The 14,083-nt window shown below is 72.5% G+C and carries 13 protein-coding genes; 7 read left to right on the top strand and 6 right to left on the bottom strand.

Annotation, left to right across the window (positions count from 1 at the left end):
* Positions 1-79 precede the first annotated feature (79 nt).
* Positions 80-718, top strand: a complete 639-nt coding sequence (locus AB0H28_RS10750) for an HAD family phosphatase (RefSeq protein WP_358036891.1) — start codon at positions 80-82, stop codon at positions 716-718.
* A gap of 51 nt (positions 719-769) precedes the next feature.
* Here the strand turns inward: AB0H28_RS10750 and AB0H28_RS10745 are convergent, their stop codons facing one another.
* The 5 genes from AB0H28_RS10745 to AB0H28_RS10725 form a co-directional block, all read right to left on the bottom strand.
* Positions 770-3,319, bottom strand: coding sequence for an FtsX-like permease family protein (locus AB0H28_RS10745; RefSeq protein WP_358036888.1), 2,550 nt, complete (start codon positions 3,317-3,319; stop codon positions 770-772).
* Positions 3,319-4,086 (bottom strand): ABC transporter ATP-binding protein, encoded by a 768-nt coding sequence (locus AB0H28_RS10740; RefSeq protein WP_358036885.1) that lies wholly within the window; start codon positions 4,084-4,086, stop codon positions 3,319-3,321. Before AB0H28_RS10740 ends, AB0H28_RS10745 begins: the two co-directional genes overlap by 1 nt.
* Before the next feature lie 258 nt (positions 4,087-4,344).
* Entirely contained in the window at positions 4,345-5,028 is a 684-nt protein-coding gene (locus AB0H28_RS10735) for a response regulator transcription factor (RefSeq protein ID WP_358036882.1), read from the bottom strand.
* 25 nt (positions 5,029-5,053) lie between these two features.
* Positions 5,054-5,776, bottom strand: coding sequence for a histidine kinase (locus AB0H28_RS10730; RefSeq protein ID WP_358036880.1), 723 nt, complete (start codon positions 5,774-5,776; stop codon positions 5,054-5,056).
* Between the two features lie 78 nt (positions 5,777-5,854).
* Positions 5,855-6,772 carry a PD-(D/E)XK nuclease family protein gene (locus tag AB0H28_RS10725; protein ID WP_358036878.1) on the bottom strand — a complete coding sequence of 306 codons (918 nt, stop codon included), beginning with the start codon at positions 6,770-6,772 and terminating at the stop codon, positions 5,855-5,857.
* A gap of 72 nt (positions 6,773-6,844) precedes the next feature.
* Here AB0H28_RS10725 and AB0H28_RS10720 point away from each other — a divergent pair, with 72 nt between their 5' ends.
* The 3 genes from AB0H28_RS10720 to AB0H28_RS10710 all read left to right on the top strand — a co-directional run bounded on the left by AB0H28_RS10720 (position 6,845) and on the right by AB0H28_RS10710 (position 9,660).
* On the top strand, positions 6,845-7,996 hold the full coding sequence (locus AB0H28_RS10720; RefSeq protein WP_358037402.1) for a M50 family metallopeptidase: 1,152 nt from the start codon (positions 6,845-6,847) through the stop codon (positions 7,994-7,996).
* Positions 7,993-8,934 carry a tRNA (adenine-N1)-methyltransferase gene (locus tag AB0H28_RS10715; protein ID WP_358036875.1) on the top strand — a complete coding sequence of 314 codons (942 nt, stop codon included), beginning with the start codon at positions 7,993-7,995 and terminating at the stop codon, positions 8,932-8,934. The genes AB0H28_RS10720 and AB0H28_RS10715 overlap by 4 nt, the downstream gene beginning before the upstream one ends.
* 153 nt (positions 8,935-9,087) lie before the next feature.
* On the top strand, positions 9,088-9,660 hold the full coding sequence (locus AB0H28_RS10710) for a hypothetical protein (RefSeq protein ID WP_358036872.1): 573 nt from the start codon (positions 9,088-9,090) through the stop codon (positions 9,658-9,660).
* Positions 9,661-9,715: 55 nt separating this feature from the next.
* Here the strand turns inward: AB0H28_RS10710 and AB0H28_RS10705 are convergent, their stop codons facing one another.
* The gene (locus tag AB0H28_RS10705; protein WP_358036870.1) at positions 9,716-10,009 is read right to left on the bottom strand and encodes a ferredoxin; all 294 of its coding nucleotides are present in this window, start codon (positions 10,007-10,009) and stop codon (positions 9,716-9,718) included.
* A 177-nt stretch (positions 10,010-10,186) separates the two neighbouring features.
* Here AB0H28_RS10705 and arc point away from each other — a divergent pair, with 177 nt between their 5' ends.
* The 3 genes from arc to AB0H28_RS10690 all read left to right on the top strand — a co-directional run bounded on the left by arc (position 10,187) and on the right by AB0H28_RS10690 (position 13,974).
* A complete protein-coding gene (arc, locus tag AB0H28_RS10700) occupies positions 10,187-11,968 on the top strand; it encodes a proteasome ATPase (RefSeq protein ID WP_358036867.1) in 1,782 nt (593 codons plus the stop codon).
* 174 nt (positions 11,969-12,142) lie between these two features.
* Positions 12,143-13,660 (top strand): depupylase/deamidase Dop, encoded by a 1,518-nt coding sequence (gene dop, locus AB0H28_RS10695; RefSeq protein WP_358036864.1) that lies wholly within the window; start codon positions 12,143-12,145, stop codon positions 13,658-13,660.
* A gap of 107 nt (positions 13,661-13,767) precedes the next feature.
* Positions 13,768-13,974, top strand: coding sequence for a ubiquitin-like protein Pup (locus tag AB0H28_RS10690; protein ID WP_358036861.1), 207 nt, complete (start codon positions 13,768-13,770; stop codon positions 13,972-13,974).
* The last annotated feature ends 109 nt before the right edge of the window (positions 13,975-14,083 follow it).

Genomic DNA, 14,083 nt, shown 5'->3' with positions numbered 1-14,083 from the left:
GGGTCGGTGCCGGCTGGCAGGATCGGCGGGGCACGCCCATCGAAGGAGGCCCCCGCTGAGCAGCCCACCCCCCGCCGCCGTGCTCTTCGACATGGACGGCACCCTGGTCGACAGCGAGAAGCTGTGGGACGTCGCGTTGCAGGAGCTGGCCGCCGTGTACGGCGGCACCCTGTCCGACCCGGCCCGCCGGGCGATCGTCGGCACCGGCATGGCCGACGCGATGCGCATCGTGCACGACGACCTGGGCCAGCCGGAACGGGACGTGCAGGCCAGCGCCGACTGGATCAGCGCCCGGATCCTGGACCTGTTCCGCACCGGGCTGCGGTGGCGTCCCGGCGCGTTGGCGCTGCTGCGCGCGGTCCGCGCCGCCGGCATCCCCACCGCGCTGGTCACCTCCAGCGGTCGGCCACTGGTCGAGGTCGCCCTGGACACGCTGGGGCGGGACAGCTTCGACGCGGTGGTCTGCGGCGACGAGGTGGGTGAGGCCAAGCCGCACCCGGAGCCCTACCTGACCGCCGCGCGACTGCTCGGCGTGCCGGTGGAGCGGTGCGTGGCGATCGAGGACTCGCCGACCGGGGTGGCGAGCGCGCTTGCCGCCGGCGCGGCGGTGCTGGCCGTGCCGGCCGAGGTGCCGTTGCCGCCGACCGACGGCGTGCACCAGGTGGCGAGCCTTGCCACCGCGGACCTGGAACTGCTGGCCGCCCTGCTGCGCCGTTAGCAGGGGCCCCTTCTTAACGCCAGGCGTTAAGAAGGGGCCCCTCCTTTCATCTCAGTCGTGCGCGATGGCGCCGAGCACGTTGATCCGGGCCGCGCGGATGGCCGGCAGCACCGCCGCCACCACGCCGATGATCGCGGCCAGCACCAGGAACGTGACCATCTGCCCCCAGGGCAGGACCAGGTCGGTGATGCCCTCGTCCTTGAGCGCCCGGACCACGGCCGCGCCCAGCCCGGTGCCGACCACGACGCCGAGCAGCGCGCCGAAGATCGAGATCACCACCGCCTCGACCGTGATCATGCGCATGGTCTGCGCCCGGCGCAGGCCGATCGCCCGCAGCAGACCCAGCTCGCGGGTCCGCTCCAGCACCGACAGCGCGAGCGTGTTGATGATGCCCAGCACGGCGATCACGATGGCCAGCGCCAGCAGGATCTGGATCATCCGCAGCGGGGTGTCGAGCTGGCTGGTCTGCTGCTTGATGAACGCGGCCCGGTCCGCCACCGACACCTCCGGGCTGTCCGCCAGCAGCCGCTCGACCTGCGGCTGCACCGCGCCGACCGGGGTGCCCGGGTCGAGCTGCACAAAGCCCTGGATGGGCTGCGGGATGGCGAAGTCGGCCGCCGCCTGCGGCGGCAGCACCACCGGGTTCGTGAGCTGCGAGCTCTCGTAGATCCCGCTGACCGTGTAGGTGCGGGCGTCGCCGCGGGACAACTGCACCGGCACGGTGGAGCCGACCGACAGGTTGCGCGACGTCGCGGTGTCCGAGCTGACCAGCATCTCATCCGGCGCCAGTTCGCTGATGTCACCGGCGGTGGCCTTCGCCCCGAAGATCTGCTGGAGCGCGGCCACGTCGCTTGACGCGGCCACCCAGGTGCGCTTGCCGCCGACGGTGGCCAGGTCGCCGTACTCGCCGTCGACCAGCCGCACCCCCGGGATCGCCGCGGTCTTCTCCAGCACCTCCGCGTCGAAGCTCGCCGGGCGCGGCCCGGACGATGCGCCGGAGATCACCAGCTCGGCCTTGATGGTGTCCTCGGCGAGCGCGCTGATGCTGCCCTTCGCCGAGTCCAGGATCACCGTCACGCCGGTCACCAGCGCGATGCCCACCATCAGCGCGGCGGCGGTGATCGCGGTGCGGCGGGGGTTGCGGCCCGAGTTGAGCCGCCCCAGCTTCCCCGGCACCGACCAGGAGAAGATCGCCCCGAGCAGCGACACCACCGGTCGGCTGATCACCGGAGTCAGCAGCGCCACCCCGATGAACGCGAACAGCACACCGCCGAGGATGGTCGCGAGGGTGTGGTCGCCGGCGTTGCCGCTGAGGCCGAGGAACAGCAGGACCGCGCCGATCCCGGTCACCACCGCGCCGCCGACGGTAACCTTCGTCAGCGGCCGGTCCGGCGTGGCCACGTCCTGCATCGCCGCGATCGGCGGGATCCGCGCGGCCCGCAGCGCCGGCAACAGCGCCGCGACCACCGTGATCACCAGACCGACCGCGAACGCGCCGATCACCGCCGCGGCCGGCACGCCGAGGCCGGCCAGGCTGAGCCCACCGGCCAGCTTCCCGAACAGGTACGCCAGCAGCGCGCCCACCCCGATGCCGGCGGCCAGGCCGAGCACGGAGGCGATCAGGCCGACCGCCACCGCCTCCAGCACCACCGAGCCGATGACCTGCCGGCCGCTCGCGCCGATGGCCCGCATCAGGGCCAGCTCACGGGTGCGCTGGGCCACGATGATCGAGAAGGTGTTGAGGATCAGGAACGTGCCCACCAGCAGCGCCACCGCGGCGAACCCGAGCAGGATCTTGTTGAAGAAGGACAGCCCCTCCTTCAGCCCGGCCGAGGCGCTGTCGGCGAGCTGCTCGCCGGTCTTGACCTCGTACTCCCCGCCGAGCGCCCGGGACACCTCGTCGCGCAGGGCCTCAGGCGTGGTGCCGTCGGCGGCGCGCGCGCTGATGTTGGAGAACACGTCCGGCTTGCCGAGCATGAGCTGTTGCGCGACCGGCGTGGTGAAGGCGACCTCGTTCGCGCCGCCGACGGAGTCCCGGCCGCCGCTGTAGCCGAACACGCCGACCAGCGTGAACTCCTTCTTCGGCGCCAGCGTCAGCACGCCGACCCGGTCGCCCACCCGCACGTTCGCCGCCTTCGCCAGCGCGGCGTTGACCACGATCTCGTCGTCGGCCCGCGGGCCGCGCCCCTCGCGCAGCTTCACCAGGTCGCTCTCGCCGAGCCAGTTCTCGCCCAACTGCGGCGGCCCGAACGAGGTGACCACCTTGCCGTTGCTGCCGATCAGCCGCGCGCCGTCGGTGGCGACCACGCCACGGACGTCCGTCGCGCCCGGCACCGCCTTCACCCGGTCGACGAGCGACGCCGGCACCGGGGCGCCCACCTGCTCGCCCTCGGTCTCGGAGACCTCGACCTTCGGTTTCGCCGCCACGTTCACGTCGACCTCGGCGTAGGCGTCGGCGAAGACCGCGTCGAAGGAGCGCCCGAGCGTGTCGGTGAGCACGAACGCGCCGGAGACGAACATCACGCCGAGCACCACCGCCAGGCCGGACAGGAGCAGGCGCAGCTTGCGCGCCAGCAGGCTCTTCAGCGTTGCCCGCAGCATCAGTTGCCCACCTCGACCGGGGCGTCCAGCTTCTTCATGGTGTCGAGCACCGTCTCGGCGGTCGGCTCGATCAGCTCCGAGACGATCTGCCCGTCGGCGAGGAACACCACCCGGTCGGCGTACGCGGCGGCGGTCGGGTCGTGGGTGACCATCACGATGGTCTGGCCGTGCTCGCGCACCGACTCGCGCAGGAAGGTGAGCACCTCCGCGCCGGAGCGGGAGTCCAGGTTGCCGGTCGGCTCGTCCGCGAAGATCACCTCGGGGCGGGCGACAAGCGCCCGGGCGCACGCCACCCGCTGCTGCTGACCGCCGGAGAGCTGGGCCGGGCGGTGCCCGAGCCGGTCCCGCAGCCCGACCGTGTCGATCACCGTGTCGTACCAGGCCGGGTCGGGCTTGCGCCCGGCGATCGACAGCGGCAGCAGGATGTTCTCCTGCGCGGTGAGCGTGGGCAGCAGGTTGAACTGCTGGAAGATGAAGCCCACCTTGTCCCGGCGCAGCTTCGTCAGGCCGGAGTCGTTGAGCCCGGTCACCGTCGTCTCACCGATCATCACGGTGCCCCGGGTCACCGAGTCCAGGCCGGCGAGGCAGTGCATCAGCGTCGACTTGCCGGAGCCAGACGGCCCCATGATCGCGGTGAACCGACCGCGTTCGAACTCGGCGCTCACCCCGCGCAACGCGATGACCTGCGCCTCGCCGCTGCCGTACACCTTCCACACGTCGTTCGCCCGGGCCGCGGCCTGCGCCTGCTGGCCTACCGTCGCGGTCACGTCATCTACCTCTTCCGTCTGTCTTCTCCAACCGCACCGCCCCCGCTGGTCGGTGCGGCGGTTCCCATCCTCGGTGCCGCACGTTACGAATCCGTCCGACCCCGGGCGGAACCCGTGCCGAACTTCCGGTGGGGGTCGTCCCCCAGACCGGCTCAGGGTGATCCCTGACCGGCCGGCGACGCCGACGGTAGGACCTCACGTCACGTCATGGTCAACCACGGACCGCCGCCGTTGGTCACGGTACGTGAGCGTCGCCACCTATCTGCCGGGCCGCACCAGCCCCGTCTCGTACGCCAGCACCACCGCCTGCACCCGGTCGCGCAGCCGCAGCTTGGTCAACAGGTGTCCGACGTGGGTCTTGACGGTGGTCTCGCTGACCGACAGCTCGCGGGCGATCTCCGCGTTGGACAGCCCGCGGGCCACCTGCACCAGCACCTCCCGCTCCCGGTCGGTCAACGGATCCAGCACCGGCGGCGCCGTCGCGGCCGGGTCCGGCAGCACGTCGGCGAAGCGGTCCAGCAGCCGGCGCAGGATCCGCGGGGCCACCACCGCCTCCCCGGCCGCCACGGTGCGGATCGCGGTGACCAGGTCCTCCGCCGGCACGTCCTTGGCCAGGAAACCGCTCGCCCCGGCGCGCAACGCCCCGACCACGTACTCGTCCAGCTCGAACGTGGTCAGCACCAGCACCCGCACCGGCAGCCGCGCGTCCACGATCGTCCGGGTGGCGGCCACCCCGTCCATCCGCGGCATCCGGATGTCCATCAGCACCACGTCGGGCAGCAGTCGCCGGGACAGCTCGACCGCCTCCAGCCCGTCGCCGGCCTCGCCCACGATGTCCAGGTCGTCCTCGACGCCGAGCACCATCCGGAACCCGGTCCGCAGCAGCGGCTGGTCGTCGGCGAGCAGCACCCGCACCGGTCGGGGCGCGGCGGCCTCGGTCATGGGCGTCCCCTCGTCGTGCCGGTGGTCAGTGCTCGGCCGCGCCGGTCGGGTCCAGCGGGATCCGGGCGGACACCCGGAAGCCGCCGCCCGGCGCCGGTCCGGTGCGCAGGATCCCACCGTAGAGGGCGACCCGCTCCCGCACGCCGACCAGCCCGGCTCCGATCCGGTCGGCTGACGCCGGGCCGCGCCCGGTGTCGGTGACCTCCACGGTCAGCGCGCCCTCGTCGGCGGCGAGCCGGACCAACGCGGTAGCCGGCCCGGCGTGCCGGAGCACGTTGCGCAGCGCCTGCTGCACCACCCGGTACGCGGTCAGCGCGACCCCGTCCGTCACCGGCCCGAGCGGGCCGTCGGTGCGCACGGTGACCGGCAGTCCGGCCCGGCGGGCCGCGCCGGCCAGCGCCGCGACGTCGGCCAGGCCGGGCTGCGGCGCCAGCTCGGTCGTCGGGCCGGCGTCGGCGCGCAGCACCCGCAGCAGGCGGTGCAACTCCCGCAGGGTCGCCCGGCCGGTGTCCTCGACCGCGGCCAGCGCCCCGTCGGCCGCGTCGGGGTCGCGGCGCAGGGCCCGGCGGGCGCCGGCGGCCAGCACCTGCATCGCGGCGACCCGGTGGGCCACCAGGTCGTGCAGCTCCCCGGCGATCCGGCGCCGCTCCTCGGCGCGCCGGGCCTGGGTGGCGCGGCCCAGCGCGTAGGCCAGCGCGGCGGCGAGCACCGTGTCGCGCAGCCGGCGGGCCGGCAGCCGGTCGGTCATGCCTGCGACGTTAGGCCGCCGCGGGACCCGCCTCGTCGTCGCCGCAGCCGAACTCCGCCTCCTCCCCGAGGAGGCGGCTCACTCGTCGGCGCCCGGGGCGGCCGGGCGGGTTCGGGCGTCCACGAGCGGGTCGGGTGCGCCGGCGGCCACCGGGAACGGTGGTGGGGTGCCGCCGAAGCTCGGGCACCGCGACTGGTGGCTGCACCAGTCGCAGAGCCGGCTCGGCCGGGGCCGGAAGTCCTGCCGGGCGGTGGCCTGCTCGATCGCCCGCCACAACGCCACCACCGTGCGCTCGAAACGGACCAGCTCCTCGGCGTCGGGAGCGTAGTCGCAGATCTCGGCGTCCTTGAGGTAGAGCAGGCGCAGCACCCGCGGCACCACGCCCCGGGTGCGCCACAGCACCAGGGCGTAGAACTTCAACTGGAACAGCGCCCGCGCCTCGAACGCCTCGCGCGGCGCGCCGCCGGTCTTGTAGTCGACCACCCGCAGCGCGCCGTCGGGGGCCACGTCGAGCCGGTCGAGATAGCCCCGGATGAGCAGCTCGTCATCGACCACCGCGGAGATCAACGCCTCGCGCTCGGCCGGCTCCAGCCGGCGCGGGTCCTCCACCGCGAAGTAGCCCTCCAGCAGCGCCGCCGCCGAGCGCAGGAACCCCGGCACGCCGGCCGCGTCGTCGTCGGCGAACAGCGCCGCGAGCTCCGGCTCCTCGGTGACCAGCCGGTCCCACTGCGGGGCGACCAGGTCGCCGGCCGACTCCGGCGTGCGCGCCGGGGCCGGCAGGTCGAACAGCCGCTCCAGCACGGCGTGCACAAGCGTGCCCCGGGCCTGCTCGACCGTCGGGCGCTCGGGCAGCCGGTCGATGCTGCGGAACCGGTAGAGCAGCGGGCAGGTCTTGAAGTCGGCCGCCCGCGACGGCGACAGCGACGCCCGCACCGTGACCGGCGTCTGCGCCGCCGTCTGGTCGCCCTGCGTGTCGATCACCGATTCCGCCGCCATGTCCGGAAGGTTAGGCCACCGGTGTGACACCACCGCGATCGCCGCACCGGGTCATGATCCGTCCCGCGTAACATCGCCCGGGTGCGACAGCGGACCCGACCACCGCGCCGGCCCGGGCTCAGCCTCGGCCGGGTCTTCGGGGTGCCGCTGCGCGCCGACGCCTCGATGCTGCTGCTCACCGTCGTGGTCACCGTGCTCTACGCGGCCCTGGCCCGCCGCCAGCTCGACCTCGGGCAGCTCGGCGGCTACCTGGTCGGCCTCGGCTTCGTGGTCTCGTTGCTCGGCTCGGTGCTGCTGCACGAGCTGGGCCACGCGCTGACCGCCCGCCGCTTCGGCATCGGTGTGCGGGGGATCACGCTGGAACTGCTCGGCGGCTACACCGAGATGGACCGCGACGCCCCGACCCCCCGCATCGAGCTGCTGATCTCGCTGGCCGGGCCGGCCGTGTCCGCGGTGCTCGGCGTCGGCGCGATCGCCGCCACGCTCGGGTTGCCCACCGGCACGCTGGGCCACCAGCTCGCCTTCCAACTCGCGGTCAGCAACGTGGTGGTGGCGATCTTCAACAGCCTGCCCGGCCTGCCGCTCGACGGCGGGCGCGCGTTGCGCGCGGCGGTGTGGGCGCTCACCCGGGACCGGCACCGGGGCACCGAGGTGGCCGGCTGGGTCGGCCGGGCCGTCGCGCTGGGCACGCTGGCCCTGGTGGTGGCGCTCACCCTGCGCCGGGCGCTCGCCCCGCTGGCGCTGCCGCTGCTCCTGCTGGTCGCGGTGACGCTCTGGCGTGGCGCCGGGCAGTCCGTCCGGCTGGCCCGGATCGGCCGCCGGTTGCCCCTGGTCGACCTGGCCCGGCTGGCCCGCCCACTGCTGCCGGTGCCCACCGGCACCCCGCTTGCCGAGGCGCAGCGCCGTCGTGACTCCGCCGGCACGCCGGACGCGGCGCTGATCGTCGTCGACTCCACCGGCCGTCCGGTGGCGCTCGTCGACCCGGCCCGTGCCGCCGCGGTGCCCCCGCAACGGCGGCCGTGGCTCACGGTGGACGAAGTGGCCCGCGGCCTGGCCGCCCTGCCCGCCCTGCCGGTCGGTGCGGACGGTGAGCGGGTGCTGGAGACCGTCCGCACCCACCCGGGCGCGCAGTACCTGGTGACGGCAGGCGAAGATGTGGTCGGCGTGCTGCACATCGCGGATCTCGCCCAGCTCCTCGAACCGAAACGGAAGACGAACACGTGACCGCAGAGCTCTCCACCGTCCCGGCGCTGCCTCCGGTGCACCGCGGGCCGTTCCGGCCCGGCGACCGGGTCCAGCTGACCGACCCGAAGGGCCGGATGCACACCGTGACGCTGGAGCCCGGCAAGGAGTTCCACACCCACCGCGGCATCCTGCGGCACGACACCCTGATCGGCCTGCCCGACGGCAGCGTGGTCACCACCGCCGGCGGCGGCACCGCGTTCCTGGCGCTGCGGCCGCTGCTGTCGGACTACGTCCTGTCCATGCCGCGCGGCGCCCAGGTGATCTACCCGAAGGACTCGGCGCAGATCGTCGCCATGGGCGACATCTTCCCGGGCGCCAAGGTGCTGGAGGCCGGCGCGGGCTCCGGCGCGCTGTCCTGCTCGCTGCTGCGGGCCGTGGGCACCGAGGGTGAGCTGCACTCCTTCGAGCTGCGCGACGACTTCGCCCAGATCGCGCGCCGCAACGTCGAGGCGTTCTTCAACGGCCCGCACCCGGCCTGGCGGCTGCACGTCGGCGACGTCGCCGACTGCGCCGAAACCGGCTTCGACCGGATCATCCTCGACATGCTGACCCCGTGGGAGATGCTCGACATGGTCGAGCGGGCGCTCGTGCCCGGCGGCGTGCTGATCGGCTACGTGGCCACCACCCCGCAGCTGTCCGAGCTGGTCGAGGCGCTGCGCGAACGCGGCGGCTGGACCGAGCCGCGTGCCTGGGAGTCGATGGTGCGGGACTGGCACGCCGAGGGGCTCGCGGTGCGTCCGGACCACCGCATGATCGCGCACACCGCGTTCCTGGTCTCCGCGCGCAAACTCGCCCCCGGGGTCACCGCCCCGCCGCGCCGGCGCAAGCCCAGCAAGGGCGCCGAGGCGTACGCGCAGCGTCGCGACGCGCTGCGGGCCGCAGCGGCCCGGTCGGCGGAGGAGCCAGAGCGGTCCTGACCCCCCGCCGCACGTGGTCGCGCGGGCGGGCGGATCATGTGTGCCCGTGGGGACGACGACACCGGAGACGGTAGGCATGGCGGAGCGGACCGGAGTGCGTGACGGGCGGGGCGCCCGCGCCGGCGACGGCGGTGCGGGCCGACGGGAGGTGGCGTGAGCAGTCCCGGCTACGGCAACGGCGAGATGCCCGCCGTCTTCCCCGACTGGTCGCCCTACGCCGACCTGGAGTCGGCCGCCCGGGCCTACCTGCGTGACCCCGACGTCGCCCTGGAGGCGCTCGGTGGGGTGCTGCGCGGCGCCTCGGTGCTCGGGTTCACGCTGGAACGCTTCGTCAACGAGGTCAACGGGGTGTGGCAGGAGGTCGTCGTCTGCGACGGCAGCCGGCTGGTGCTCTGGCACGGCGAGGACGTCCCGCCGGGGGAGGGGCCGCCCGGCGCGATGACCTCGTCGCTGCGCGTGGTGCCGGTCTCCACCGTCACCGAGGTCGGCTGCCGGCGCCGACTCACCCGCACCGACGACGGCACGGTCCGGGTCGACAGCATCGACGTCTACCTGCTGCTCAGCTCGCTGGACGAGGCGCCGCCGAGCGACGAGGCGGTGGGTACGCCGCGGCACGACGCGCTGCGCTTCGGCAAGACGCTCGACGACGGCGGCGCCGGGCAGATCACCCGGCTGGAGGAGTTCGCCCGGCTGGTCGCCTCGGTGGTCGGCCGTCCCATGCTCTGAGACGACGGCGCGGGCCCGGGGCGCCGTCCCCGGCCCGCGTGCCCGCGCCGTCGTCTCAGTCGTCGGCCTCCGGGCCGGCCACCTCGACGCCGTCGCCGCCCCGCACCACGTGGATGCACTCGCCGGGGCACTCCTTCGCCGAGTCGATCACCTCGAGCCGCAGGTGCTCCGGCACGTCCACCCGGGCGCCCGGGGCCTGCCGCAGCTCGCCGTCCGGGCCCTTGACGTACGCCAGCCCGTCGACGTCGAACTCAAAGACCTCCGGCGCGTACTGCACGCAGAGCCCGTCACCGGTGCAGAGGTCCTGGTCCACCCAGACCTGCAACTGGTCGGTCGCGACGTCGGTCACGAAGCACCCCCCATGTTCTCCCGTCCCACGCTTCGACGGTACCCGAACGCCCGTACCCGCCCCGCGACCAGCCCTTCGCGATCAAGCTTCGGTGACGAGCGCGTTGCTGTGGACCGAATCGGGCTCATAGCGGCTAGTGTTAGGTCAGAACGTTCAAGCCCCCCGGGGAGGTGGGACGTGGCACGCAGCGACGACGCGGACTCGCGCGCCGCACGGTGGGAGAAGGAAGCCCACGATCTCTCCACGCAGGTCGCGTTCCTGCAAGAGGAACTCGCCCTGGTGCGACGCAAGTTGACCGAGAGCCCCCGACACGTCCGGCAGCTCGAAGAGCGGCTGGCGGCCACCCAGGCGCAGTTGGCGCGGCTCAACGAGAACAACGAGCGGCTCGTGAGCACCCTCAAGGAGGCTCGCGCGCAGATCGTGACGCTCAAGGAGGAGATCGACCGCCTCGCGCAGCCGCCGAGCGGCTACGGCGTCTTCCTGGCGAAGCACGACGACGGCACGGTGGACGTGTTCACCGGCGGGCGCAAGCTCCGCGTCGCCGTCTCGCCCTCGCTGGAGGTCGACGAGCTGAGCCGTGGTCAGGAGGTCCTGCTCAACGACGCGCTCAACATCGTCGACGCGTTCGGCTTCGAGCGGGTCGGCGAGGTGGTGATGCTCAAGGAGATCCTCGCGGGTCCCGACGGCGCTCCGGGCGACCGGGCGCTGGTGGTGTCCCACTCGGACGAGGAGCGGATCGTGCACCTCGCCGAGACCCTGGTCGGCAGCGCGATCCGGGCCGGCGACTCGCTCATGATCGAGCCCCGCTCCGCGTACGCGTACGAGCGGATCCCGAAGAGCGAGGTGGAGGAGCTGGTCCTGGAGGAGGTGCCCGACGTCGACTACGAGGACATCGGTGGCCTCCAGTCGCAGATCGAGCAGATCCGCGACGCGGTGGAGCTGCCCTTCCTGCACGCCGACCTGTTCCGCGAGCACCAGCTCCGCCCGCCGAAGGGCATCCTGCTCTACGGTCCGCCCGGCTGCGGCAAGACGCTGATCGCCAAGGCGGTGGCCAACTCGCTCGCCAAGAAGATCGCCGAGCGTCGGGGTGAGGAGAAGCACACCAGCTTCTTCCTCAACATCAAGGGGCCCGAGCTGCTCAACAAGTACGTCGGCGAGACCGAGCGGCACATCCGGCTGATCTTCCAGCGAGCCCGGGAGAAGGCCGGCGAGGGCACCCCGGTGATCGTGTTCTTCGACGAGATGGACTCCGTCTTCCGCACCCGCGGCTCCGGCGTCTCCTCCGACGTGGAGAACACCATCGTCCCGCAGCTGCTCAGCGAGATCGACGGCGTGGAGGGCCTGGAGAACGTCATCGTCATCGGCGCCTCCAACCGGGAAGACATGATCGACCCGGCGATCCTGCGCCCGGGCCGGCTCGATGTGAAGATCAAGATCGAGCGGCCGGACGCCGAGGCGGCCAAGGACATCTTCTCCAAGTACATCCTCGCCGGCCTGCCCCTGCACGCCGACGACCTGGCCGAACACGGCAGCGACGCGCAGGCCACCGTGGCCGCGATGATCGACGCCGTGGTCCTGCGGATGTATTCCGAGACCGAGGAGAACCGCTTCCTCGAGGTCACCTACGCCAACGGCGACAAGGAAGTCCTCTACTTCAAGGACTTCAACTCCGGCGCGATGATCCAGAACATCGTCGACCGGGGCAAGAAGATGGCCATCAAGGAGTTCCTCACCTCCGGGCGCAAGGGGCTGCGCCTGCAGCACCTGCTCGACGCGTGCGTCGACGAGTTCCGGGAGAACGAGGACCTGCCCAACACCACGAACCCCGACGACTGGGCGCGCATCTCCGGCAAGAAGGGCGAGCGGATCGTCTACATCCGCACGCTCGTCTCCGGCGGCAAGGGCACCGAGGCCGGCCGGTCCATCGAGACCGCCAGCAACACCGGCCAGTACCTCTGAGCACGCCCTGCTGACCCGCCACGACCGGGTGGCCGGCGCGGAAACCCCTGCTCCGGCCACCCGGCGTGCCGCGCCACCCGGCCCACGGCGGGCCCGGCACGCCACCTGTCGTCCACGCGCCGACTACGCTCGACGTGACGGGGGACCCCGACGGCGAGCGGAGCGGGCAGGTCGATGAGCGTCAGACGGATCATGGGCACCGAGGTCGAGTACGGCATCTCCGTGCCCGGCCAGGCCGGAGCCAACCCGATGGTCACCTCGTCACAGGTGGTCAACGCCTACGGAGCACGACCGGAACTCAACCGGGGCGGGCGGGCACGCTGGGACTACGAGGAAGAGTCGCCGCTGCGCGACGCCCGGGGGTTCACCTACTCCGGGGCGGCGTACGACCCGGCGGAGGCGCTCGCCGACGAGGATCTCGGGCTGGCCAACGTGATACTCACCAACGGCGCCCGGCTCTACGTCGACCACGCCCACCCCGAATACTCCACCCCGGAGGTGACCACGCCGCTGGATGTGGTGCGCTGGGACAAGGCGGGGGAGCGGGTGATGGCCGAGGCGGCCCGGCGGGCCGCCACCATCCCGGGCACCCACCCCATCCACCTCTACAAGAACAACACCGACAACAAGGGCGCCAGCTACGGCTCGCACGAGAACTACCTGATGCGTCGACAGACGCCCTTCGCCGACATCGTGGCGTACCTGACGCCGTTCTTCGTCACCCGGCAGATCGTCTGCGGCGCGGGCCGCGTCGGCATCGGCCAGGACGGCGGCCAGAACGGTTTCCAGATCTCCCAACGGGCCGACTTCTTCGAGGTCGAGGTCGGGCTGGAGACCACGCTCAAGCGGCCCATCATCAACACCCGCGACGAGCCGCACGCCGACGCCGACAAATACCGCCGCCTGCACGTCATCATCGGCGACGCGAACCTCTCCGAGATCTCCACCTTCCTCAAGGTCGGCGCCACCTCGCTGATCCTCGCCATGATCGAGGAGAAGGCGCTCGGCGCGGACCTGGGCATCGCCGATCCGGTCGGCGAGCTGCGCGCGGTCAGCCACGACCCGTCGCTGAAACACCTCATGCGCATGCGCGACGGCCGCCGGCTCACCGCGCTGGACGTGCAGTGGGCCTATCTCGACCGGGTGCGTTCCTTCGTGGACGACCGCTACGGCGCCGACGTGGACGCGCAGACCGCCGACGTGCTGGACCGCTGGGAGAGTGTGCTGGACCGGCTCGGCCGCGACGCCTTCGAGTGCGCCGACGAGCTGGACTGGGTGGCCAAGCTGCGGCTGCTGGAGGGCTACCGGGAGCGGGAGAAGCTCGGTTGGGGCTCGCACAAGCTCCAGCTGGTCGACCTGCAGTATTCCGACGTGCGGCCGGAGAAGGGCCTGTACCACCGGCTGGTCCAGCGAGGCGCGATGAAGACGCTGCTGACCGACGAGCAGACCCGCACCGCGATGACCGAGCCGCCGGAGGACACCCGGGCCTACTTCCGTGGCCGCTGCCTGGCCCAGTACGCCTCGGAGGTGGTGGCCGCGAGCTGGGATTCGGTCATCTTCGACGTGGGCCGGGAGTCACTGGTCCGGGTGCCGATGATGGAACCCGAGCGGGGCACGAGGGCGCACGTGGGCCGGCTCTTCGACAGGTGCGAGAGCGCCAAGGACCTGCTGGAGATGCTCACCGGCGGCTGACCAGGATGCCGGAAGGCCCGTCGGGTGCCGGAACCCGGCGCGCGGCGGGCCGTTCGTCGCCCCCGCGAGGTAAGTTGATCGCAGGCGATCGTGGAGGAGGCACCACCATGGCGGCACAAGAGGGTGGGCAGACCCAGTCCGGCAAGTCCCGCGAGGAGGTCGAGGAGGTCACCGCTCAGGCCAACCCCGAGGTGGCCGAGCGGCACGCCGAGATCACCGAGGACGTCGACGACCTGCTCGACGAGATCGACTCCGTCCTGGAGGAAAATGCAGAAGAATTTGTCCGAGGATACGTGCAGAAGGGCGGTCAGTAGAAATATCGGTCTAAAACGGACATGCCAACACCTCTCGATGATCAGAACGGCCGGCGACGCTGTCGCGACTGCGGGAACTGGAAGCCGCTCAACGAATTCTGTGCGAGCA

Source organism: Micromonospora sp. NPDC050980, from assembly GCF_040653835.1.
In the GTDB taxonomy this organism is placed as follows: domain Bacteria; phylum Actinomycetota; class Actinomycetes; order Mycobacteriales; family Micromonosporaceae; genus Micromonospora.
The sequence above is the reverse complement of the archived record's forward strand: the minus strand, read 5'-3'. Positions and strand labels throughout refer to the sequence as shown.

Coding starts and splice junctions, on each gene's coding strand:
- AB0H28_RS10745 (WP_358036888.1), bottom strand. CDS start 3,319: ATGCTGCGGGCAACGCTGAAGAGCCTGCTGGCGCGCAAGCTGCGCCTG.
- AB0H28_RS10735 (WP_358036882.1), bottom strand. CDS start 5,028: ATGACCGAGGCCGCCGCGCCCCGACCGGTGCGGGTGCTGCTCGCCGAC.
- AB0H28_RS10730 (WP_358036880.1), bottom strand. CDS start 5,776: ATGACCGACCGGCTGCCGGCCCGCCGGCTGCGCGACACGGTGCTCGCC.
- AB0H28_RS10725 (WP_358036878.1), bottom strand. CDS start 6,772: ATGGCGGCGGAATCGGTGATCGACACGCAGGGCGACCAGACGGCGGCG.
- dop (WP_358036864.1), top strand. CDS start 12,143: ATGAGCGTCAGACGGATCATGGGCACCGAGGTCGAGTACGGCATCTCC.
- AB0H28_RS10690 (WP_358036861.1), top strand. CDS start 13,768: ATGGCGGCACAAGAGGGTGGGCAGACCCAGTCCGGCAAGTCCCGCGAG.